This is a genomic window from Nonomuraea sp. KM88 (genome assembly GCF_052245635.1).
In the GTDB taxonomy this organism is placed as follows: Bacteria; Actinomycetota; Actinomycetes; order Streptosporangiales; family Streptosporangiaceae; genus Nonomuraea.
Genome location: NZ_JBQQCC010000007.1, coordinates 165,137 through 184,610, shown reverse-complemented (window position 1 = coordinate 184,610; position 19,474 = coordinate 165,137). Strand labels below are relative to the sequence as shown.

Genomic DNA, 19,474 nt, shown 5'->3' with positions numbered 1-19,474 from the left:
GTCATACCTCATGGAGCAGCCGATCCCAGTCGGCGAGGAAGCGGTCGAGCCCGTACCGTGCCAAAGCCGCGGCCCTGGCGGCCTTTCCCGCCTGGCTCGCGCGCTCCGGATCGGCCACGAAATCGTGCAGCGCGCCGGCGAGCACGTGCACCTTCGTCGACAGGACGCCGGCCTCCTGCGGCACGGCCTCGATCGCCTCGGTGGCGGCCAGCGCGACCACGGGCATGCCCAGCGTCATAGCCTCGACGAGGGCGAGCCCCAGCGAGGTCCACCGGTAGGGGTGCAGGTAGACGCGCCGCCTGGCCAGCTCGGCGTGCATGACGTGCTGCGGCAGGTCCTCGTGGGTGCCGTACGGCAGCCCGTCCACCTTCATGCCGAACACGTCGAGGGGCACCCGCTCGGCGAAGCGGGGCAGCAGGTCGGTGCCGGCGACCCTGGTGCGGCGTACCGGTTCGTTGACCACGACGCCCGCTCGGGGGAGCTCGCCCGTGTACAGGTGGCCGGGGTCGGGGACTCCGTGCTCGATGACGCGCGTGCGTGCCCGGCCGTTGTCCCAGTACAGCTCGTTGAAGTGGGTGACGTGCACGAGCGTGACGTCGTTCTGGCCGGCGAGGTGGTGGCGGGTGCGGGGCACGTCGCCGGCCGGGGTGTTGTGCTCGACGTAGACGCCGGGCACGTCGCGGCCGAGCCACTCGCGGGCCAGGCCGATCTCGTGCGGGCGCTGGTAGACGACCACGTCCACGGGCTCGTGGCGCAGCCGGTCGTACGGCACCTCGCGGGCCGCGGCCGGCCAGTCGAAGGTGGCGGCGCGGCCTCTGCCGTCGGGGCCGCGGCCGGGGACGAGCGGGAGGAGGTAGTCGTGGCCGCCCCTGATGAAGGCGCTGGTCCACGAGCCGTGCACGTGCCAGATGAGGATCCTCACCAGCGGCTCCAGCCCATCGCCCTGGCCCAGGGCGCGGCGGCGGCGGGCACTGGCGCCTCGCCGACGTCGTTGAGCACGCGCTCCACGACGTCGGCCAGATCGTCGGCGACCTCGGGGGCCTCCTCGATCTCCTCCGGCAGCGTCTCCATGGTGGGGACGAGGATGCCCCTGGCCCCGGCGGCCCTGGCCGCCTCCATGTCCCTGCCGATGTCCCCCACCACCACGCAGTCGCGCGGGCTGACGTCGAGCACGGCGGCGGCCCTGATCACGAGTCCGGGCGCGGGCTTGCGGCAGGTGCAGCCGTCGGTGTCGTCGTGCACGCAGATCGCCCAGGCGTCGAACGGGCCGAGCAGCTCCTCCACCCTGGCGTTCACCTGGTCCATCTCGTCGGGCGTGACCAGTCCCTTGGCCACCCCGGACTGGTTGGTGACCACGGCCACCGGGACGTCGGCGCGCCGCAACCGGCCCAGCGCCTCGGTCGCACCCGGCATGGGCTCGACGAGACGGGGATCGCCGTTGTACGGAACGTCCCTGATCAAGGTCCCGTCCCGGTCGAACAGCACGGCGCCGGGACGTCGCTTTTCGAACACCATTCACCTCCGTCGCGCTGTCCCGCAGCTACCCGGGCCCTCAACGGACAAACAACTACTTAGCGTGACAGTCTCCCGGCGCAGAGGCCCGTTTTCGCAGGTCTTCAGGTCGCCGAATGTTTGAGAGCCGCTCCTGTCGGTAGCGGTTCTCGACATCTGTGGGGAGGGGACATGAAGTTTCTCGGCATCAACGCGATCTTCCACGACCCGGCCGCCGCGCTCGTGGTCGACGGGAAGATCGTCGCCGCCGCGGAGGAGGAGCGCTTCAGCCGCCGCAAGCACGGCAAGCGGCCGCTGGCGTTCTCGGCTTGGGAGCTGCCCGAGCTGGCTGCCGCCTGGTGCCTGCGGGAGGCGGGACTCTCCCCCGAGGAGATCGACGCCGTCGCCTACTCCTACGACCCCTCGCTGGTGGTCCGGAAGCCGGAAGGCGACTGGGAGGACCTGCGCACGCGGTACGCCGTGCGCGCGCCCGCGTTCCTGTCCACCGCGCTGCCGGGCCTGGACCCCGGCCAGGTCACCTATGTGCCGCACCACGTGGCGCACGCCGCGTCCGCGGGGCTCGCCTCACGGTGGTCGACGCCGGGGCGGGACTGCGCGGTGCTGGTGTGCGACGGGCGCGGCGAGAACGTCTCCCACCTGGCCGGCCGCTACCGCGACGGCGAGCTGGAGGTGCTGGCCGCGCAGGAGCTGCCGCACTCGCTCGGCCTCATGTACGAGGACGTCACGGAACACCTCGGGTTCCTGCGCTCCAGCGACGAGTACAAGGTCATGGCGATGGCCTCCTACGGCCGGCCCCGCCACCTGGCCGCGCTGCGCGAGGTGATCTACACGACCGGGGACGGCGGCTTCCGCGTCGAGCCGGTCGACTGGGGCGGCTACGCCAAGGCGCTGCGCAGGGGCGCGGCCTGGACCTCCGACCACGCCGACCTGGCCGCCAGCGTGCAGGCGCGGCTGGAGGAGGTGCTGCTGGAGCTGGTGCGCTGGCTGCACGAGCGGACCGGCGAGCGGCGGCTGGCGCTGGCCGGCGGGGTGGCGCTGAACTGCGTGGCCAACACCCGGCTGCTGGACGAGGGACCGTTCGAGGAGGTCTGGGTCCAGCCGGCGGCGGGCGACTCCGGCACCGCGCTGGGCGGCGCGCTGCACCTGGCGCACGCGTACGGCGAGCCGGCCGCGCCCATGCCCGGCACGGCGCTCGGGCGCGGCTTCACCGACGAGGAACTGGGCGCCTGGCTGGACGTGGCGCGCGTGCCGCACACCCGGCCCGCCGACCTGGCCGCCGCGGTGGCGGCCGAGCTGGCCGCCGACCGGATCGTGGCCTGGTTCCAGGGGCGGTCGGAGTACGGGCCGCGCGCGCTCGGCCACCGGTCGCTGCTGGCCCACCCGGGTCACGCGCGCAACACGGAGCGGCTGAACGACGTCAAGGGGCGCGAGCAGTTCCGGCCGGTCGCGCCGATGGTGCTGGAGTCGCGGGCGGCGCAGATCTTCGGACGGGGGCCGGTGCCCTCGCCGTACATGTTGTTCGTGCACGACGTGGACCCCGGCTGGGCGCCGCGCATCCCCGCGGTCGTGCACGTGGACGGGACGGCGCGCATCCAGACGGTCTCGCCGGGCGCCGACCCGCTGTTGGCGCGGGTGCTGAGCGAGTTCGAGGCGCGGACGGGGCTGCCCGTGGTGGTCAACACGAGCCTGAACACCGCGGGGCGGCCCATGGTCGACGATCCCAGGGACGCGCTGGAGTGCTTCGGGTCGTCGCCGGTGGACGTGCTCGCGCTCGGGCCGTACCTGGTGCGGCGCGGGGAGGTGTTCGCCTCGTGATCACCGTGGTGATCCCCACCATCGGGCGCGCCACGCTCCTGGACACGCTGGCCGCTGTGGGCCCCGGCATGCCGGTGATCGTGGTCGACGACAGGGCGGCGCCGGGGGGCGCCGCCGGGGTCGTGGAGTCGCTTCCCGGCCGGGTGCGGGTCGTCCGCTCCTCCGGGAGGGGGCCCGCCGCGGCGCGCAACGCGGGGTGGCGGGCGGCGGAGACGCCGTGGGTGGTGTTCCTCGACGACGACGTGATCCCCGGGCCCGGGTGGGCGGAGGCGGTCTGGAAGGACCTCGTGGATCTGCCCGAGGACGTGGCCGGCAGCCAGGGGCGGATCGTGGTGCCGCTGCCCGGCGGGCGGCGGCCCTCCGACGGCGAGCGGCACACCGCCGGGCTCTCCGGCGCGCTGTGGGTGACCGCCGACATGGCCTACCGGCGCCCGGTGCTGGAGTCCGCCGGGGGGTTCGACGAACGTTTCCCCCGGGCGTACCGGGAGGACGCCGACCTCGCGCTGCGGGTGACGCGGGCGGGGCACCGGCTGGTGCGCGGGCAGCGGGTGACGACCCATCCGGTGCGCGACGACGGGTTCTGGGCGAGCGTGCGCTTCCAGCGGGGCAACGCCGACGACGCGCTCATGCGGCGCCTGCACGGGCCGGGGTGGCGGGCCGCCGTCGGCGGCGGTCCCGGCCGTCTGCGCCTGCACGCCGCCACCACGGCGGCCGCGCTCGCGGCGGCGGCCCTCGGGGCGGCCGCCCTGCGCGGCAGGGGTACGGCCGACCGCAGGGCCGGCCGCAGAGGCTTTCCCGGCGTGCCGGCGATCGGCGCGGGACGGGCTCGGGACCGTTCCGGTCGGTGGCGGGCAGCGGGGGCGGCGGCGCTCGTCTGGGGAGCCCTGGCCGCGGAGTTCGCGTGGCGCCGGATCGCGCCGGGGCCGCGTACCCCGGCCGAGGTGGTGCGGATGGCCGTCACCAGCGTGGTGATCCCGCCGGTCGCCTGCGTGCACCGGCTGCGAGGGGAATGGAGGGCACGGCGATGAGCGCTCGCTGGGCGGAAACCGTGTCGTGCGGCTCGAACCCGTGCCGGACAGCAGGCGTGCCGGAGGGCGCGCCCCCGCGCGCGCCCGCCCACACCGGCAGGCCCGGTGGCGGCCGGCGCGGGGGCACCGGGCGGCGCGCGGGCACGGGCCGGCGCGCGGAGCGGGGCGGGATCGGGCGCAACCGGGCTGTCCACGACAGATCCGGGCAGGTCCCGGCCGAGCAGGGAGAGCCGGTGCGAAGCGGCGCGGGCCGGGGACGGGTGCTCGTGGCACGCCTGGACGACGCGGGTGACGTGCTGCTCGCGGGACCCGCCGTCAGGGCCGTGCGAACGCTGGCCGCCGAGGTGGTCTTCCTGGCGGGTCCGAACGGCAGAGCGGCCGCCGAGCTCCTGCCGGGCGTGGACCAGGTGATCGAGTGGCACGCCCCGTGGATCGACCACACCCCGCCGCCGGTCAGCAGGAACGACGTCGCCGGCCTCGTCGGCCGGTTGCGCGGCGTGGACGAGGCGGTGGTGCTGACGTCGTTCCACCAGTCGGCGCTGCCGCTGGCCCTGCTGCTGAGACTGGCGGGCGTGCGCAGGATCACCGCCATCAGCAACGACTATCCCGGCTCGCTGCTGGACGTCAGGCACGTCGTGGACGAGAGCGTCGACGTGCCGGAGGCGGAGCGGATGCTGGCCGTCGCCGCGGCGGCCGGGTTCCTGCTCCCGCCGGACGATGACGGAAAACTCGCTGTTCGGCGGCCATTGCCGGATATTTCGGGACTTCTGGGGAACGCGTCCGGCGCTGGCAAGCGCACGTACGTCGTGGTCCACCCCGGAACCTCGGCCCCCGCCCGCACCTGGCCCGCCGGCCTGCACCGGCAGGCGGTACGGGAGCTGGCCGGGGACGGGCACCAGGTCGTCGTGACCGGAACAGAACGTGATCTCACCGCCCACGTGGCCGGAGACGTCGCCGTCGACCTGGGCGGGATGACCACGCTCGCCGAACTGGCCGCCGTGATCGAGCACGGGGGCGTGCTGGTGGCCGGCAACACCGGCCCCGCCCACCTGGCCGCGGCCGTCGGCACCCCGGTCGTGAGCCTGTTCGCCCCCGTCGTCCCCGTGGCCAGGTGGGCCCCGTACGGCGTGCCCACGGTGATGCTCGGCGACCAGCAGGCGCCCTGCCGGGACAGCAGGGCGCGCACCTGCCCGGTGCCCGGGCACCCATGCCTGTCCCAGGTGACCAGCGAGCAGGTGGTCAAGGCAGTGAGGGAGCTGACGCAGTGAAGGTGGATCTCATCTCCGAGCACGCGGACCCGCTGGCCGCGGTGGGCGGCGTGGATTCCGGCGGCCAGAACGTGCACGTCGCCGCGCTGGCCGTGGCGCTGGCGGAGCGCGGGCACACGGTGGTCGTCCACACCCGGCGCACCCGCGGCTCGCAGCCCGCCTCGCTGACCATGGCGCCGGGCGTCACCGTCGAGTACGTCCCCGCCGGCCCCGCGGCCCAGGTCCCCAAGGACGAGCTTCCTCCGTACATGCCGGAATTCACCGAGCGGCTGGCCGTCCGGTGGGCCACGCGCCCGCCGGACATCGTGCACGCCCACTTCTGGATGAGCGGGCAGGCGGCCCTTCAGGCGGCCGCCGGCGTGCCGGTGGTGCAGACGTTCCACGCGCTCGGCACCGTCAAGCGCCGCTGGCAGGGCGGGGCGGACACCAGCCCCGCGCACCGGATCGCCACCGAGCGCGAGATCGCCAAGCGGGCCGACGCCGTGCTCGCGACCTGCACCGACGAGGTGCACGAGCTGCGCGCGATGGGCGTGCCCGAGCAGCGGGTCGCGGTCGTGCCCTGCGGGGTGGACCTGACCGCGTTCTGCCCGGAAGGCCCGGCCGCGCCACGCGCCGAGGGCAGCCTGGTGCTGAGCATCGGCAGGATGGTGCCGCGCAAGGGTGTCGACACCATCGTCAGGGCGATGCGCGGGGTGCCCGGCGCCGACCTGGTGATCGCCGGCGGGGGCCGGGACGACGCGGAGGCGCGACGGCTGCGCGAGCTGGCCGGGGCGTACGGGCTGGAGCACCGCGTCCACGTGATCGGCAGCGTGCCGCGCTCGCACGTGCCGGCGCTGATGCGCTCGGCCGACGTCGTGGTCACGGTGCCGTGGTACGAGCCGTTCGGCATGGTGCCGGTGGAGGCGATGGCGTGCGGCGTTCCCGTCGTGGCCTCGGCGGTCGGCGGCCACCTGGACACGGTCGCGGGCGCGGGCGTGCTGGTGCCGCCGCGCCGCCCGCGCGCCCTGGCGCGGGTGCTGCGCGAGGTGCTCGGCGACCCGGGCAGGCGGGCGGAGCTGGGCGCGGCGGGGGCGCGCCGGGCCCGCGAGAGGTACGGCTGGGCCCGCGTGGCCGAGCGCACGGAGGCCGTGTACGCGCAGGTCATCGACGGCAAGGTCGGCCATCTGGCGGCCCTGGGGGGTTGATCATGGATGCTCATCTGGAGAAGTTGTGGAACACGCTGGAGAAGGTCGACGACCACGCGGTCGCCGTCCGGGCCTGGGGTGGGAAGCTGGCCGGCGTGCTGTCCGCGGGGGGCAGGCTGCTGGCCTGCGGCAACGGCGGCTCGGCCGCGGAGGCCCAGCATCTGACGGCCGAGCTGGTCGGCAGGTTCCGGCACGACCGGCGCCCGTACGCGGCGATCCCGCTGCACGCCGACGGCTCGGCGCTGACGGCGATCGCGAACGACTTCGGCCACGAGGAGGTCTACGCCCGCCAGGTGCTGGCCCACGGCCGCGCGGGCGACGTGCTGATCTGCCTGTCCACCAGCGGCCGCAGCCCCAACGTGCTGGCCGCGGCTGCGGCGGCGCAGGACAGCGGGATCGTCGCCTGGGCCATGACCGGCCCCGCCCCCAACCCGCTGGCCATCCTGTGCGACGAGGCGGTCGCGGTGCCGGCGGAGGAGACGGCGACCGTACAGGAGGTGCACCTCGCGCTGATCCACCTGCTGTGCGACGCGGTGGAGGAGGCGCTGTGAGGGGGCCGCTCGTCGTCATCGGCGACTCGCTGCTGGACGTGGACGTCGAAGGCGACGCAGAGCGGCTCTGCCCTGACGCGCCGGTCCCCGTGGTCGACGTGGCCGCCGAACAGGCCCGCCCGGGCGGGGCGGGCCTGGCGGCGCTGCTGGCCGCCCGCGACGGCGCCGACGTCGTGCTGATCACCGCGATGGGCGACGACCCCGACGGCCACCGCCTGTGCGGGCTGCTGTCCGAGGAGCTCGATCTGGTACGCCTCCCGCTGCGCGGCGGCACCGTGCGCAAGACCAGGGTCAGGTCGAAGGGCCAGACGCTGGTCAGGCTGGACACCGGCGACGGCGCCGCCAGGTACGCCCCCAGCGAGGAGGCGGCGCAGGCGATCCTCCAGGCGGGCGCGGTGCTGGTGTCCGACTACGGCAGGGGTGTGGCCAGGATGGCCCGCGGGCTGCTGCGCGACGTCGCCGTTCCGGTGGTGTGGGACCCGCATCCCCGGGGCGAACGGCCCATGCCCGGCTGCGCGCTGGTGACCCCGAGCGAGGCGGAGGCGCGGCTGCTGTGCCCCGACGGCTATCACGGACCGGACCAGGCGGCCCGCTGCCTGGTGAGGGCCATCCAGGCCAGGGCGGTGGCCGTCACGACCGGCGAGCGGGGCGCCGCGCTGGCCGTGGAGGGCGGCCCGCTGACGGCGGTGCCGCCGCCGGTGCGCGCCGCCGGGCAGGACGCGTGCGGGGCGGGCGACCGGTTCGCCGCCACCGCGGCGCTCGCGCTGCGCGACGGCACCGACGTGCAGGACGCGGTGACGATCGGCGTCGGCGAGGCCTCGCGGTTCGTCGAGCGCGGCGGCGCGGCCACCGTCAAGGTCCGCGAGCAGCGGCTCGGCGACCGGCCCCGCACGGCGCTGGAGGTGGCCGAGCTCACCCGCGCCCAGGGCGGCCGGCTGATCGCGACGGGCGGCTGCTTCGACCTGCTGCACGCGGGGCATGTGAGCCTGCTGCGGCGGGCCAGGGCCCTCGGCGACGCGCTCGTCGTCTGCGTCAACTCTGACGACTCGGTACGCCGGCTGAAGGGCCCGCCGAGGCCGATCGTGGACGCGCGCGACCGGGTCGAGGTGCTCAGGGCGCTCAGTTGCGTGGACGCCGTGCTGGTGTTCGACGAGGACACCCCGGCGGCCGCCATCGAGCGGCTGCGGCCCGACGTGTGGGTCAAGGGCGGCGACTACACGGGGGAGATCCTGCCCGAAACCGAGGTCCTCGGCAGGCTCGGCGCGGAGACCGTCGTGCTGAGCACGCTGCCGGGGCGTTCGACCACCAATCTGATCAAGGAGATCCAGTGAACATTCTCATCACCGGGGGAGCATCCGGGCTCGGGCTGGCCACCGCCGAGGCCGTGGAGAAGGAGGGCTGGCAGGCGCTGGTCGTCGACGTCCGAGCGCCCGACCAGCGGTTCCAGCACGTCACGGCCGACCTGGCCGACCGGGGCGAGGCCGAGCGCGCCGTACGCGAGCTGGCCGAGCGGGCCGGCGGCCTGGACGGCGTGGTGACGGCCGCGGGCATCGACGCGTGCGGGCGCCTGGAGGACGTTCCCGCCGACGACTGGGAGCGGGTCGTCCGGGTGAACCTGCTCGGCACGGCCTCCGTCGTACGGGCTGCGCTGCCGTATCTCAAGCACACCCGCGGCACGGTCGTGACCTGCGCGTCGACGCTGGGTCTTCGGCCGCTGAGCGACGCGTCGGCGTACTCGGCGTCGAAGTTCGGCGTGGTCGGCTTCACCAGGGCGCTGGCGACCGAGCTGCGCGGGGAGGTCGGGGTGACCCTGCTGATCCCCGGCGGCATGCGTACGAGCTTCTTCGACGGCCGTCCCGAGCAGTACAAGCCGGGACCCGAGGCCGGGCTGAACGATCCGGCCCACGTCGCCCAGTCCATCGTCTTCGCGCTGCGGCAGCCGGCCGGATGCGAGGTGAGAGAGCTCGTCGTCTGCCCGTCCACGGAGACGTCATGGCCCTAGATCTCCTGGTGCTCCGCGGGCTCGGCCTGGGCGACCTGCTCACGGCCGTGCCCGCGCTGCGGGCGCTGCGGCAGGCGTTCCCCCGGCACCGGATCACGCTGGCGGCGCCGCGGGCGCTGGACGCCCTGCCGCCGCTGACCGGGGCGGTGGACGGGCAGGTGGACGTGTCGGGGCCGGGGCCGATCCCCATGGACAGGGTGCCGTTCGAGCGCCCCGACATCGCGGTGAACCTCCACGGCAAGGGCCCGCAGAGCATCGAGGCGCTGCGGCGGACCGGTCCCGGCCGGCTGATCAGCTTCGGCACGGGTCCGGCGTACCCGGACGGCGTGCACGAGGTGCGGCGCTGGTGCGGGCTGCTGGAATGGCACGGCATCGCCACCGACCCCGCCGACCTGACGCTCGGCGTCTCCGACCGTACGGGGCCCGCGATCGTGCACCCGGGCGCCGCCTACCCCGCCCGGCGCTGGCCGCCGGAACGTTTCGCGGAGGTCGCCGCCGCGCTGGACGACGTGGTCGTCACGGGGAACGCCGAGGAGACGCCGCTGGCCAGGCGGGTCGCCGAGCTGGCGGGGCTGCCGCCTGAGCGGGTGCTGGCCGGGCGGACCACCATGGCCGACCTGGTCGACCTGGTCAGCCGGTCGCGGCTGGTGGTGTGCGGCGACACCGGGGTCGCGCACCTGGCGACGGCGTTCTGCGTCCCGTCGGTGGTGCTGTTCGGGCCGGTCTCCCCCGCCCTGTGGGGGCCGCCGCCCGGCTGGCGCCACGTGGCCCTGTGGGCCGGGCGGAACGGGGACCCGCACGGCGAGCGGCCGGATCCCGGCCTGTTGAAGATCGAAGTTTCCGAAGTCGTCGACGCTGCCTTGGAGGTCACGTCATGAGGGCTCTGGTCACGGGGGGCGCAGGCTTCCTCGGTTCGTACCTGTGCGAGCGGCTGCTGGACGAGGGTGCGGAGGTGGTCTGCATGGACAGCTTCCTCACCGGCGGGCCGCGCAATGTCGAGCATCTGATGGACCGGCCGGAGTTCCGGCTGATCGAGTGCGACCTGACCGGATACGTGCACGTGCCCGACCGGCTGGACCTCGTGCTGCACTTCGCCTCGGCCGCCTCGCCGGCCGACTACCTGCGCTACCCGATCGAGACCCTGCGGGTGGGCAGCGCCGGCACGCTGCACGCGCTGGGGCTTGCCAGGGAGAAGGGCGCCAGGTTCGTGCTGGCCTCCACCAGCGAGGTGTACGGCGACCCGCTGGAGCATCCGCAGCGCGAGACGTACTGGGGCAACGTGAACCCGGTCGGCCCGCGCAGCGTCTACGACGAGGCCAAGCGCTTCGCCGAGTCGCTGACCACCGCCTACCGCCACTCGCGCGGCACCGACACCGGGATCGTGCGCATCTTCAACACCTACGGGCCCCGCATGCGCCCGTTCGACGGCCGGGCCATCCCGACGTTCATTAGGCAGGCGCTGAAGGGCGAGCCGATCACGATCACCGGGGACGGCTCCCAGACGCGCTCGGTCTGCTACGTGGACGACACCGTGTCGGGCATCCTCGCGATGGCCCGCAGCCACTTCGGCGGCCCGGTCAACATCGGCAACCCGGACGAGCTGACCATGCTGGAGCTGGCCACGATGATCAAGGAGCTGGCCGGGTCGTCGTCGGAGATCGTCTTCATCGACCGTCCCGCCGACGATCCCCGGGTCAGGCGGCCCGACACGTCGCTGGCTGCCGAGCAGCTCGGCTGGCGGGCGCGGGTGCCGGCGGCCGAAGGGCTCAGGCGCACGATCGAGTGGTTCACCGCCGAGCTGGCCTCGATGGACCAGCTCGAACAGCTCCAGGTCTGATCATGGCCAGGACCGCGATGGTCGTCGTCGACATGCTCAACCCGTACGAGCACGCGGACGCCGAGCAGCTGGAGCGCGCCGTCCAGCCGATCCTGCCCCCGCTGGTCGAGCTCGTCGGCCGGGCACGATCGCGCGACGACGTGGACCTGATCTACGTCAACGACAACTACGGCGACTTCACCGCGACCCGGGAGGACCTGGTGGCGCGGGCGCTCGGCGGTCACCGGCCGGACCTGGTCGAGCCGATCGTGCCCCCGGCGGACTGCTCCTTCCTGCCGAAGGTGCGGCACAGCGCGTTCTTCGGGACACCGCTGGAGTACCTGCTCGGGCAGCTGGGGACGGACACGGTCCTGCTGGCGGGCCAGGTGACCGAGCAGTGCATCCTGTACAGCGCGCTGGACGCGTACATCAGGCACTACTCGATCATGGTGCCGCCGGACTGCGTGGCGGCCATCCACCGCGACCTCGGGCTGGCGGCGCTGCGCATGATGGAGCGCAACATGTCGGCCGAGGTCACCCCCGCCAGGGGCTGCCTCACCTAGCGAGGCACCCGCGAGGCGCCTGCTAGAGCTGCACCCCGAGCAGGGCGTCCACCAGGTCCCTGACCAGGCCCGGCGCGCCGGTGTCCGGGCCTTCGCCGGCCAGCGCCCCGGATGCCCAGGCGTCGACGGCGGCCAGCGCGCCCGGCGCGTCGAGGTCGTCGGCCAGCCGCTCGCGCACCGTGGCCAAAAGCTCCTCGGCGCGCGGTCCCGACGGCAGCGCCGTGGCCCGGCGCCACAGCTCCAGCCTGCGCTCGGCCTCGGCCATCAGCTCGGGCACGTATTCCCAGTCAGCGCGGTAGTGGTGGGCCAGCAGCACGAGCCGGACCGCCATCGGGTCGTGCTGCTCGCGCAGCTTGGAGACGAAGACCAGGTTGCCCTTCGACTTCGACATCTTCTCGCCGTCGAGCGCCACCATGCCCGCGTGCGTGTAGAACTTGGCGAAGGGCCACTCCCCCGTGGCCGCGTGGCCCTCCGAGGCGCCGCACTCGTGGTGCGGGAAGATCAGGTCGGAGCCGCCGCCGGCCACGTCGTAGCCCGCGCCCAGGCTGTCGAGGGCGATCGCGGTGCACTCGATGTGCCAGCCGGGCCGGCCCCTGCCGAGAGGCGAGTCCCAGGCGGGCTCGCCGGGCCGCTCGGCGCGCCACAACAGCCAGTCGAGCGGGTGCCGCTTGCCCTGCCGGTCGGGGTCGCCGCCGCGCTCGGCGAACAGCGCCAGCATCTCGTCCTCGTCGTAGCCGGACACCTGTCCGAACTTGGGCGCGTCGGCCACGCTGAAGTAGACGTCGCCGTCGAGGTCGTAGGTGACGCCCTTGGCGGAGAGCCTGGCGATCAGACCCGCCACCTGGTCGACGACCTCGGTCACGCCGACGTACTCGCGGGGCGGCACGATCCGCAGCGCCTCCATGTCGCCGCGGAACAGCTCGATCTCCCGCTCCGCCAGCTCGCGCCAGGAGACGCCGGTCTGCGTGGCCCGTTCCAGCAGCGGATCGTCCACGTCGGTCGCGTTCTGCGTGTAGTGCACCTCGTGGCCCGCGTCGCGCCACAACCGGCCGACGAGGTCGAAGGCGAGGTAGGTGTTGGCGTGGCCGAGATGGGTGGCGTCGTAGGGGGTGATGCCGCAGACGTACATCCTGGCGGTCGGCCCCGGATCGGTCTGCCTGACCTGCTTCGCGGAGGTGTCGTGGAGACGCAGCGGGATGCTCTCACCAGGGAGCTTGGGTATGTTCGGGGCAGACCACGATCGCATGTCTTCGAGCCTATCCGTCCCGATCTGCGGTCAGGTCGGTGAAGTCGTACGTCACGCCGCCGGCATCGATCTTGACCTCCATCACCGAAAGGGAGGCGAGGACGCGGCCGTCGGCCAGCTCGTGCCGGACGATGAGCGCGCCCGGGTCGGAGGACGGCTCCGCCGCGGCCAGCTCGCGCCAGGCGCTCGTCTCCGCGAATCTGGGTAGGTAGGCCAGCACCCGCTCGTCTTCCGGATCCAGGCCCGCGTTGACCACCATGCTGGTGCCCTCGGGCAGCTCGCCTTCAGTGCGCCGCTCGCCGTCCCAGCTGACCAGCCGCACCCGCGACAGGTCGGCCAGCACCAGATGGAAGGGGTCGTAGCGGGTCAGGTCGGCATCGGGGAAGTCGCCGCCGTACGCGGCCCGAAGCGCCAGGTCGCCCCGGGAGATCTTCGTGGTCTCCCGCGCGGCCCGGCCGCGGCCGTTGAGCAGGGCGGCGGCGCGGCGGGCCGCCGGGCTGACGGCCAGCCAGGTGCCGCCGGCCTTGAGGTCGCGCCCGCCGATCACGCCAGGGTATTCGGGCCAGTGCTCGCCCGGGCCCTCCCACGGACGGTCGGTGAACTCGTCTCTCACGCCCATGAGCGTCAGCGGCCGCCCGGTTCTCACGATCAGCGTGCACATGGGCAAAGGGTAATCAACGCCCCAAGTCGCGTGACGCCCGGGGTCGGGTCAGATCGGCGGCCAGGGGATGGCTGGCCAGCCCTCCGGCGGGTAGGGGTGCACGCCGGTGTCGAGCAGCCGCCTGACGCGCTGCCAGGTGGCCTCCACCTCCGCCGGTGTGAGCAGCTCGCGCAGCCTGCGCCCGAGGGATCCCGACTCGAGGTCGCGCTCCAGCTTGGCCAGCACCGCCACCGCCTCGCGGGCCAGCGGCTTGCCGCGCCACTGCCACAGCACCGTACGCAGTTTGTCCTCGACGGAGAAGCAGACCCCGTGGTCGACGCCGTAGACGTGGCCGGTGGGCAGCGGCAGCAGGTGACCGCCCTTGCGGTCGGCGTTGTTGACCACGGCGTCGAACACCGCCATCCGGCGCACGACCGGGTTGCGGCTCTTGACCAGCCGCATGAGGTCGATCTCCCGCTCGGTGTCGATCCAGAGCTGGCACATGCCCGGCCCGAAAGGGCCGTCGCGGTAGACCGTGGGCGGCACGACGCGCCAGCCGGTCGCCTGGGACACCTCGTAGGCGGCCACCTCTCGGGCGGCCAGGGTGCCGTCGGGGAAGTCCCACAGCGGGCGCTCACCGCGTACGGGCTTGTAGACGCAGGCCGCCGTGCGGGAGCCCAGTTTGACCGAGCAGTAGAGCGTCATGTTGGTCGCCTCGACCAGACGGCCGGCCACCTCCAGGCGGCCGTCACGCAGGAGCGCGTGCGCCTCGTCCTCGTGCAGGGGCGGCGGCTGGGACGACTTGACGGCCGGTTCGCTCTCAGGAGCGGTCATGAAGCCGCCTCACCCCCGCGGTAGCCGTTCAGACGGACGCACACGTGACCGGCCGCGTCGAGCGGCTGGCTGCACAGGGGACACGGCGGGCGGCCCGCCGCGACGATCTGCAGCGCTCGCTGGGTGAAGGCCCGGGCGGCCCCGGCGCTGATGCGCACGCGCAGCACCGCGGGGTCGGGGCCGTCGAGGTCGTCCTCGTCGACGGCCTCCTGCGCCTCGATCACCACCTGCGACCTGTCCGAGTCCCAGGCGAGCGCCATGGTCCCCACCCGGAAATCCTCCGCGACCGGCACGTCCAGGGGCGCGTCGTCGGCCAGGTCGGCGGGCGCCAGCGCGGGCACGTGCGCGGCGCCCCCGCTGAGGCGCAACACCTCGTCGAGCAGCTCGTCGAGCCTGCCCGCCAGCGCGGCGACCTGCAACTTCTCCAGCGCCACCGTGGTCAGTCTGCCCTCGGCCCTGGCCTGCAGAAAAAAGACCCGCGCGCCCGGCTGCCCCAAGGCACCGGCGACGAACCTCTCTGGTGGGTCGTAGTCGAAGACCGGCATAGCCTGACCTTACGTGGTTCCGGGTCCGCCGCCGACGGCAGCATCGCTCCCGGTGATGTTTTCTCCCCCGTCTTTCTCCTCCGAATCCTCGGGAAGCCTCAATTCCCCCATATCGTTAAGCCTGAGCACAAAGGGACGTAGCGGCGCATAGCGAATGACGGTGAGCGCTCCAGGATCGGCTGTTATCCGCTGAAAGTGATCGAGGTGGAGGCCCAGAGCGTCCGCGACGATCGCCTTGATCACGTCGCCGTGGCTGCAGACCAGGTAGACACCCTTCTCCCCGACCCGCTCGTTCCACTCCCTGACCGCCGCGACCGCCCGATGCTGCATCGCCGTCAGCGCCTCCCCGCCGGGGAAGGCCACCGCGCTCGGATGCGCCTGGACGACCTGCCACAGCGGCTCGCGGGCGAGCTCTTTCAGCGGCCGCCCGGTCCACTCGCCATAACCGCACTCGATGAACCGCTCGTCGATCACCACCTCCGCCGCGCGCCCGTCGGCGACCGCCTGGGCAGTCTCCCGGCACCGTTCGAGCGGGCTGGAGACGATGGCGTCGAGACCGACGCCCGCGATGCGCCCGGCGAGCGCCGCGGCCTGCGCTCTGCCCGCCTCGCTCAGGTGCACCCCCGGAGTACGGCCGGCCAGCACCGGCCCTGTGAGATCCGTCAGCCCGTGCCGGGCGAGAAGCAACGTGGTCACCCTGCCAGTGTCGCAGGCGCCGTCCACAGTCGATCACAACGGCTGCGCCTCCGCCCCGGGCCCCCGCCCCGGGCCCCCGCCCCGGGCCGGCGCCCGCGGCGCCGCCGCCCGGCCGCACGCGGGGCCGCCCCTCCCCCTACGGGCCGCGGACCACAACCCGCCCAGCAGATCTCCGGCCGGCCGATGAGAAAACGGCATGGCGGGCCGCCGCTACAGCCCTGACCACCGACAACAGCGGAGCGGCAGCCTGCTGAGCAGGTTTCTTGTTGGTAATCTGGCGGGATCATGGAGCAGCGCTATGTCGGCCACAGCGGACTGTCGGTGTCCAGGCTGGGGCTCGGCACGATGACCTGGGGGCGTGACACCGACGCGGACGAGGCGGCCGCCCAGCTCCGCACGTTCCTCGACGCGGGCGGCAACCTCGTCGACACGGCCGACGTCTATACCGGCGGCGACTCCGAGCGGCTGCTGGGGCGCATGTTGCGCGACTCGGTGCCGCGCTCCGAGCTGGTGATCTCCACCAAGGCCGTGGTCACCCCCACGGGCCGGCGGCCCCGCGACGCCTCACGGCGCCACCTGATCGCCGCCGTCGACGACTCGCTCAACCGGCTCGGGCTCGACTACGTCGACCTCTGGCAGCTGCACACCTACGACGCCGAGGTGCCGCTGGAGGAGACGCTGGCCGCGCTCGACGCGATCGTCTCCTCCGGCCGCGCCGTCTACGCCGGCGTCTGCGACTACGCCGGCTGGCAACTGGCCGCAGCCGCGGTCACCCAGAAGATGATCCCCGGCCGCATCCCGATCACCTCGGCGCAGGCCGAATACTCGCTGCTGGCCCGCGAGCCCGAGCGCGAGTTGCTGCCCGCCGCAAGACACCTCGGCGTGGGCATGCTGGCCTGGTCGCCGCTGGGCAGGGGGGTGCTGACGGGCAAATACCGCGCCGGTGTCCCCGGCGACTCGCGCGCCGCCACCCCGCACTTCGCCGACTTCGTCCGCCCTTATCTCGACGAGCGCAGCCGGCGCGTGGTCGAATCGGTCATGACCGCCGCCGATGGGCTCGGCGTCTCGCCCCTGGCGGTGGCGCTGTCGTGGGTGCGCGACCAGCCCGGCGTCGCCTCCGCCATCGTCGGAGCGCGTACACACGCGCAGCTCAAGGGCATCCTGCCCGCCGAAGACGTGGTGCTGCCCATAGAGATCCGAGAGGCCCTCGATGACGTGTCGTCACTCGACTGACCGGGAACGAGAGACTCTCTCGTGTATCACTAGTCGATACCGAATCGCAACTTTACCCGTCAAACGCCTGCGTCCGACCGGGGATGTCCATCAGGATTTCTCCCTGAGGCAACGCAGGAGGGGACGGATGGGGAGCAGGACCGCGATCTCGGCTGGAGTTCTCGCGGTGGCGTTGGGGGCCGTTCCGGTGGCGGCACCGGCCGCGGCGGCCGCCACCCAGGACTGCACGCGGGGCGGCGGCCTGCTTTCAGGGGTGACCAACACGCTGTGCGACGTCGTGGGTGCGGTGACCGGCACGGTCGACACCCTGACAGGCGGGGTCACCGGCAAGGTGACCGACGGCCTCGACAAGACCACCGACGAGGTGCTCGGCAGGGTGGGCACGGTCGTGCCGACCGCCAGGCCGAAGACCACCAGGACGATCGAGCCGCCCCCGTCGCCGTCGCCCAGGGCGAGTGAGCAGGAGCGGGAGCCCTCCGATGACGGATGCCTGCCGGAGCCGGCCTGCGCGGACGGCGAGGTCCACAGCACTCTGTCGCCACCGCGCACGTCCTCGGCCAGGCGCCCGGCGCGGCCGCGCGCGGGACAGAAGGACTCCTCGTCCGTGCCCAGCACGTCGAGGACGCGCAGGCCCGAGAGCCGGCCGCAGCTCATGGACACGCGCCGGCCGCTGGCCGACAAGAAGCGGGCCGACCCGGAGGAGCCGCGGGTCGACCTGTTGTGGCCCAACCCGTTCGCGCACGAGCTGACCGTGCCGATGCAGCAACAGCGGGTCGTGCGGCCCAGCCCGCCAGCCTCCGACGTGCTGGGCACGGCGCTGACCATCGCGCTGCTGGGGTCGGCGGTGCTCGCCGCCCGCATCGTCCAGCAGCGCCGCAGCCGCAACGAACCCGCCGAGTCGATCCCCTTCGAGCCGGCCCGCGCCGGCAACGGCCGCCACCGCACGGCCTGAGCAGCACCCCCAGGCCCCACCGCCGGCGTCGGCCTCGACCGACCCGCGGCGATGGCGGCCGTCTCCGTGAGCGCCGCCGTCGCGCCTGAGCGCCGGCGGGTGGTTCAGCCGCCGATGGCGTGGACGCCGCCGTCCACGTGGACGATCTCGCCCGTCGTCGCCGGGAACCAGTCGGACATGAGCGCCACGCACGCCCTGGCCGCCGGGACCGTGTCGGACAGGTCCCAGCCCAGCGGGGCCTTCTCCGGCCAGCTGTCCTCGAACTCCTTGAAGCCCGGGATCGACCTGGCGGCCATCGTGCGCAGCGGACCGGCCGCCACCAGGTTGACGCGGATGTTGTGCTTGCCCAGGTCGCGGGCGAGGTAGCGGTTGCAGGACTCCAGGCCCGCCTTGGCCACGCCCATCCAGTCGTAGACCGGCCACGCCTTGGAGGCGTCGAAGTCGAGGCCGACGAGGGAGCCGCCCTCCTTCATGAGCGGCAGGCAGGCGACCGCCAGCGATTTGTACGAGTAGGTCGACACCTGCACGGCGGTCGCGACGTCGTCCCACGAGGTGTTGAGGAAGTTGCCGCCCAGAGCGCTCTGCGGGGCGAAGGCGATCGAGTGGACCACGCCGTCGAGACCGTCGACGTGCTCCCCGACCCGGGCCGCGAGCGTGTCGAGGTGCTCGGTGTCCTGGACGTCGAGCTCCAGCACGGGGGCCGGCGACGGCAGGCGCCTGGCGATGCGCTCGACCAGGCTCAGCCGGCCGAACCCGGTGAGCACCACCGTGGCGCCTTCCTCCTGCGCCAGCTTGGCGACGTTGAACGCGATCGAGGCGTCGGTGAGCACGCCCGTCACGAGAATCCGCTTGCCTTCGAGAATGCCCATGTCAGTGCCCCATCCCGAGTCCGCCGTCGACGGGGATCACGGCCCCGGTGATGTAGGAGGCGTCGTCGCTGGCCACGAAGCGCACGACGCGCGCGACCTCCTCGGGGCTGGCCTGGCGCCCGAGCGGGATGCGCGCCACGATCTGCTCCTGGTCGAGGTCTGCCGTCATGTCGGTGGCGACGAAGCCGGGCGAGACGACGTTGACCGTGATGTTGCGCGAGCCGTATTCGCGGGCCATGGAGCGGGCGAAGCCGATGAGGCCGGCCTTGGAGGCGGCGTAGTTGGCCTGCCCGGCCTGGCCGCTCATGCCGATGACCGAGGAGATGAGGACGATCCGGCCGCGCTTGAGCCGCATCATGGGCCTGATGGCCCGCTTGGCGACGCGGTAGGCCCCGGTGAGGTTGGCGTCGATGACGTCGGTGAAGGTCTCCTCCTGCATCATCGCCAGCAAGGTGTCCTTGGTGATGCCGGCGTTGGAGACCACGACCTCGACCGGGCCGTGCTCGGCCTCCACCTTGTCGAAGGCGGCCTCGACGTCGGCCATGCTGGTGACGTCGCAGCGCACGCCGAACAGGCCCTCGGGCGGCTCCCCTGAGCGGTAGGTGACCGCGACGGCGTCGCCTGCCGCGGAGAGTTCACGGGCGATCGCGAGGCCTATGCCGCGATTGCCTCCGGTGACGAGTACAGAGCGTGCCATGACACCTGACGCTATCTCCTACC

At 73.4% G+C, this 19,474-nt stretch carries 21 protein-coding genes; 12 read left to right on the top strand and 9 right to left on the bottom strand.

Annotated features, from left to right (window positions below):
- Nucleotide 1: 1 nt before the first annotated feature.
- Complete coding sequence (locus tag ACTWPV_RS22435; protein WP_443153255.1) at nucleotides 2-922, bottom strand: glycosyltransferase; 921 nt, start codon at nucleotides 920-922, stop codon at nucleotides 2-4.
- Nucleotides 919-1,515, bottom strand: a complete 597-nt coding sequence (locus ACTWPV_RS22430) for a D-glycero-alpha-D-manno-heptose-1,7-bisphosphate 7-phosphatase (RefSeq protein ID WP_443153254.1) — start codon at nucleotides 1,513-1,515, stop codon at nucleotides 919-921. Before ACTWPV_RS22430 ends, ACTWPV_RS22435 begins: the two co-directional genes overlap by 4 nt.
- A 168-nt stretch (nucleotides 1,516-1,683) precedes the next feature.
- On the opposite strand from ACTWPV_RS22430, the gene ACTWPV_RS22425 reads away from it, so the two are divergent.
- The 10 genes from ACTWPV_RS22425 to ACTWPV_RS22380 are packed head-to-tail and all read left to right on the top strand — an operon-like array spanning nucleotide 1,684 to nucleotide 11,739.
- Nucleotides 1,684-3,327 carry a carbamoyltransferase family protein gene (locus tag ACTWPV_RS22425; RefSeq protein WP_347644625.1) on the top strand — a complete coding sequence of 548 codons (1,644 nt, stop codon included), beginning with the start codon at nucleotides 1,684-1,686 and terminating at the stop codon, nucleotides 3,325-3,327.
- The gene (locus tag ACTWPV_RS22420; RefSeq protein ID WP_443153253.1) at nucleotides 3,324-4,355 is read left to right on the top strand and encodes a glycosyltransferase family 2 protein; all 1,032 of its coding nucleotides are present in this window, start codon (nucleotides 3,324-3,326) and stop codon (nucleotides 4,353-4,355) included. Before ACTWPV_RS22425 ends, ACTWPV_RS22420 begins: the two co-directional genes overlap by 4 nt.
- The gene (locus tag ACTWPV_RS22415; protein WP_443153252.1) at nucleotides 4,352-5,623 is read left to right on the top strand and encodes a glycosyltransferase family 9 protein; all 1,272 of its coding nucleotides are present in this window, start codon (nucleotides 4,352-4,354) and stop codon (nucleotides 5,621-5,623) included. The genes ACTWPV_RS22420 and ACTWPV_RS22415 overlap by 4 nt, the downstream gene beginning before the upstream one ends.
- On the top strand, nucleotides 5,620-6,807 hold the full coding sequence (locus ACTWPV_RS22410; protein WP_443153251.1) for a glycosyltransferase: 1,188 nt from the start codon (nucleotides 5,620-5,622) through the stop codon (nucleotides 6,805-6,807). The genes ACTWPV_RS22415 and ACTWPV_RS22410 overlap by 4 nt, the downstream gene beginning before the upstream one ends.
- Nucleotides 6,808-6,809: 2 nt before the next feature.
- Nucleotides 6,810-7,358 (top strand): D-sedoheptulose-7-phosphate isomerase, encoded by a 549-nt coding sequence (locus tag ACTWPV_RS22405; protein WP_347644629.1) that lies wholly within the window; start codon nucleotides 6,810-6,812, stop codon nucleotides 7,356-7,358.
- Nucleotides 7,355-8,689, top strand: coding sequence for a PfkB family carbohydrate kinase (locus tag ACTWPV_RS22400; protein WP_443153250.1), 1,335 nt, complete (start codon nucleotides 7,355-7,357; stop codon nucleotides 8,687-8,689). The genes ACTWPV_RS22405 and ACTWPV_RS22400 overlap by 4 nt, the downstream gene beginning before the upstream one ends.
- Nucleotides 8,686-9,360 carry an SDR family oxidoreductase gene (locus ACTWPV_RS22395; protein WP_347644631.1) on the top strand — a complete coding sequence of 225 codons (675 nt, stop codon included), beginning with the start codon at nucleotides 8,686-8,688 and terminating at the stop codon, nucleotides 9,358-9,360. Before ACTWPV_RS22400 ends, ACTWPV_RS22395 begins: the two co-directional genes overlap by 4 nt.
- Nucleotides 9,351-10,238 carry a glycosyltransferase family 9 protein gene (locus ACTWPV_RS22390; RefSeq protein ID WP_443153249.1) on the top strand — a complete coding sequence of 296 codons (888 nt, stop codon included), beginning with the start codon at nucleotides 9,351-9,353 and terminating at the stop codon, nucleotides 10,236-10,238. The genes ACTWPV_RS22395 and ACTWPV_RS22390 overlap by 10 nt, the downstream gene beginning before the upstream one ends.
- A complete protein-coding gene (locus ACTWPV_RS22385; RefSeq protein ID WP_347622164.1) occupies nucleotides 10,235-11,197 on the top strand; it encodes a UDP-glucuronic acid decarboxylase family protein in 963 nt (320 codons plus the stop codon). Before ACTWPV_RS22390 ends, ACTWPV_RS22385 begins: the two co-directional genes overlap by 4 nt.
- 2 nt (nucleotides 11,198-11,199) lie before the next feature.
- On the top strand, nucleotides 11,200-11,739 hold the full coding sequence (locus ACTWPV_RS22380; protein WP_347644634.1) for a cysteine hydrolase family protein: 540 nt from the start codon (nucleotides 11,200-11,202) through the stop codon (nucleotides 11,737-11,739).
- A gap of 22 nt (nucleotides 11,740-11,761) precedes the next feature.
- On the opposite strand, the gene mshC is transcribed toward ACTWPV_RS22380, so the two are convergent.
- Genes mshC through ACTWPV_RS22355 form a run of 5 tightly spaced genes read right to left on the bottom strand, consistent with a single transcriptional unit; the run spans nucleotide 11,762 to nucleotide 15,700 of the window.
- The gene (gene mshC, locus ACTWPV_RS22375) at nucleotides 11,762-12,985 is read right to left on the bottom strand and encodes a cysteine--1-D-myo-inosityl 2-amino-2-deoxy-alpha-D-glucopyranoside ligase (protein WP_443153248.1); all 1,224 of its coding nucleotides are present in this window, start codon (nucleotides 12,983-12,985) and stop codon (nucleotides 11,762-11,764) included.
- Nucleotides 12,986-12,995: 10 nt separating this feature from the next.
- Nucleotides 12,996-13,646 carry an NRDE family protein gene (locus ACTWPV_RS22370; protein ID WP_443153247.1) on the bottom strand — a complete coding sequence of 217 codons (651 nt, stop codon included), beginning with the start codon at nucleotides 13,644-13,646 and terminating at the stop codon, nucleotides 12,996-12,998.
- A gap of 48 nt (nucleotides 13,647-13,694) precedes the next feature.
- On the bottom strand, nucleotides 13,695-14,459 hold the full coding sequence (locus tag ACTWPV_RS22365; protein ID WP_443153246.1) for an SCO1664 family protein: 765 nt from the start codon (nucleotides 14,457-14,459) through the stop codon (nucleotides 13,695-13,697).
- Nucleotides 14,456-15,004 (bottom strand): DUF3090 domain-containing protein, encoded by a 549-nt coding sequence (locus ACTWPV_RS22360; protein ID WP_347644638.1) that lies wholly within the window; start codon nucleotides 15,002-15,004, stop codon nucleotides 14,456-14,458. Before ACTWPV_RS22360 ends, ACTWPV_RS22365 begins: the two co-directional genes overlap by 4 nt.
- Nucleotides 15,005-15,013: 9 nt before the next feature.
- Nucleotides 15,014-15,700, bottom strand: coding sequence for an MSMEG_4193 family putative phosphomutase (locus ACTWPV_RS22355; protein WP_347622317.1), 687 nt, complete (start codon nucleotides 15,698-15,700; stop codon nucleotides 15,014-15,016).
- Nucleotides 15,701-15,985: 285 nt separating this feature from the next.
- On the opposite strand from ACTWPV_RS22355, the gene ACTWPV_RS22350 reads away from it, so the two are divergent.
- Nucleotides 15,986-16,933 (top strand): aldo/keto reductase, encoded by a 948-nt coding sequence (locus ACTWPV_RS22350; RefSeq protein ID WP_443153245.1) that lies wholly within the window; start codon nucleotides 15,986-15,988, stop codon nucleotides 16,931-16,933.
- A 127-nt stretch (nucleotides 16,934-17,060) separates the two neighbouring features.
- Complete coding sequence (locus tag ACTWPV_RS22345; protein ID WP_443153244.1) at nucleotides 17,061-17,885, top strand: hypothetical protein; 825 nt, start codon at nucleotides 17,061-17,063, stop codon at nucleotides 17,883-17,885.
- A gap of 104 nt (nucleotides 17,886-17,989) precedes the next feature.
- Here ACTWPV_RS22345 and fabI read toward each other — a convergent pair whose 3' ends face one another.
- Nucleotides 17,990-18,754, bottom strand: coding sequence for an enoyl-ACP reductase FabI (gene fabI, locus ACTWPV_RS22340; protein ID WP_347644641.1), 765 nt, complete (start codon nucleotides 18,752-18,754; stop codon nucleotides 17,990-17,992).
- A 1-nt stretch (nucleotide 18,755) separates the two neighbouring features.
- Nucleotides 18,756-19,451: a 3-oxoacyl-ACP reductase FabG gene (fabG, locus tag ACTWPV_RS22335; protein ID WP_347644642.1), complete on the bottom strand. Its 696-nt coding sequence runs from the start codon at nucleotides 19,449-19,451 to the stop codon at nucleotides 18,756-18,758.
- Nucleotides 19,452-19,474 lie beyond the last annotated feature (23 nt).

Excerpts from the sequence above, each read along its gene's own strand:
- ACTWPV_RS22430 (WP_443153254.1), bottom strand. The coding sequence starts at position 1,515 with ATGGTGTTCGAAAAGCGACGTCCCGGCGCCGTGCTGTTCGACCGGGAC.
- ACTWPV_RS22425 (WP_347644625.1), top strand. The coding sequence starts at position 1,684 with ATGAAGTTTCTCGGCATCAACGCGATCTTCCACGACCCGGCCGCCGCG.
- ACTWPV_RS22415 (WP_443153252.1), top strand. The coding sequence starts at position 4,352 with ATGAGCGCTCGCTGGGCGGAAACCGTGTCGTGCGGCTCGAACCCGTGC.
- ACTWPV_RS22405 (WP_347644629.1), top strand. The coding sequence starts at position 6,810 with ATGGATGCTCATCTGGAGAAGTTGTGGAACACGCTGGAGAAGGTCGAC.
- ACTWPV_RS22390 (WP_443153249.1), top strand. The coding sequence starts at position 9,351 with ATGGCCCTAGATCTCCTGGTGCTCCGCGGGCTCGGCCTGGGCGACCTG.
- ACTWPV_RS22385 (WP_347622164.1), top strand. The coding sequence starts at position 10,235 with ATGAGGGCTCTGGTCACGGGGGGCGCAGGCTTCCTCGGTTCGTACCTG.
- ACTWPV_RS22380 (WP_347644634.1), top strand. The coding sequence starts at position 11,200 with ATGGCCAGGACCGCGATGGTCGTCGTCGACATGCTCAACCCGTACGAG.
- mshC (WP_443153248.1), bottom strand. The coding sequence starts at position 12,985 with ATGCGATCGTGGTCTGCCCCGAACATACCCAAGCTCCCTGGTGAGAGC.
- ACTWPV_RS22370 (WP_443153247.1), bottom strand. The coding sequence starts at position 13,646 with ATGTGCACGCTGATCGTGAGAACCGGGCGGCCGCTGACGCTCATGGGC.
- ACTWPV_RS22365 (WP_443153246.1), bottom strand. The coding sequence starts at position 14,459 with ATGACCGCTCCTGAGAGCGAACCGGCCGTCAAGTCGTCCCAGCCGCCG.
- ACTWPV_RS22360 (WP_347644638.1), bottom strand. The coding sequence starts at position 15,004 with ATGCCGGTCTTCGACTACGACCCACCAGAGAGGTTCGTCGCCGGTGCC.
- ACTWPV_RS22350 (WP_443153245.1), top strand. The coding sequence starts at position 15,986 with ATGGAGCAGCGCTATGTCGGCCACAGCGGACTGTCGGTGTCCAGGCTG.
- ACTWPV_RS22345 (WP_443153244.1), top strand. The coding sequence starts at position 17,061 with ATGGGGAGCAGGACCGCGATCTCGGCTGGAGTTCTCGCGGTGGCGTTG.
- fabI (WP_347644641.1), bottom strand. The coding sequence starts at position 18,754 with ATGGGCATTCTCGAAGGCAAGCGGATTCTCGTGACGGGCGTGCTCACC.
- fabG (WP_347644642.1), bottom strand. The coding sequence starts at position 19,451 with ATGGCACGCTCTGTACTCGTCACCGGAGGCAATCGCGGCATAGGCCTC.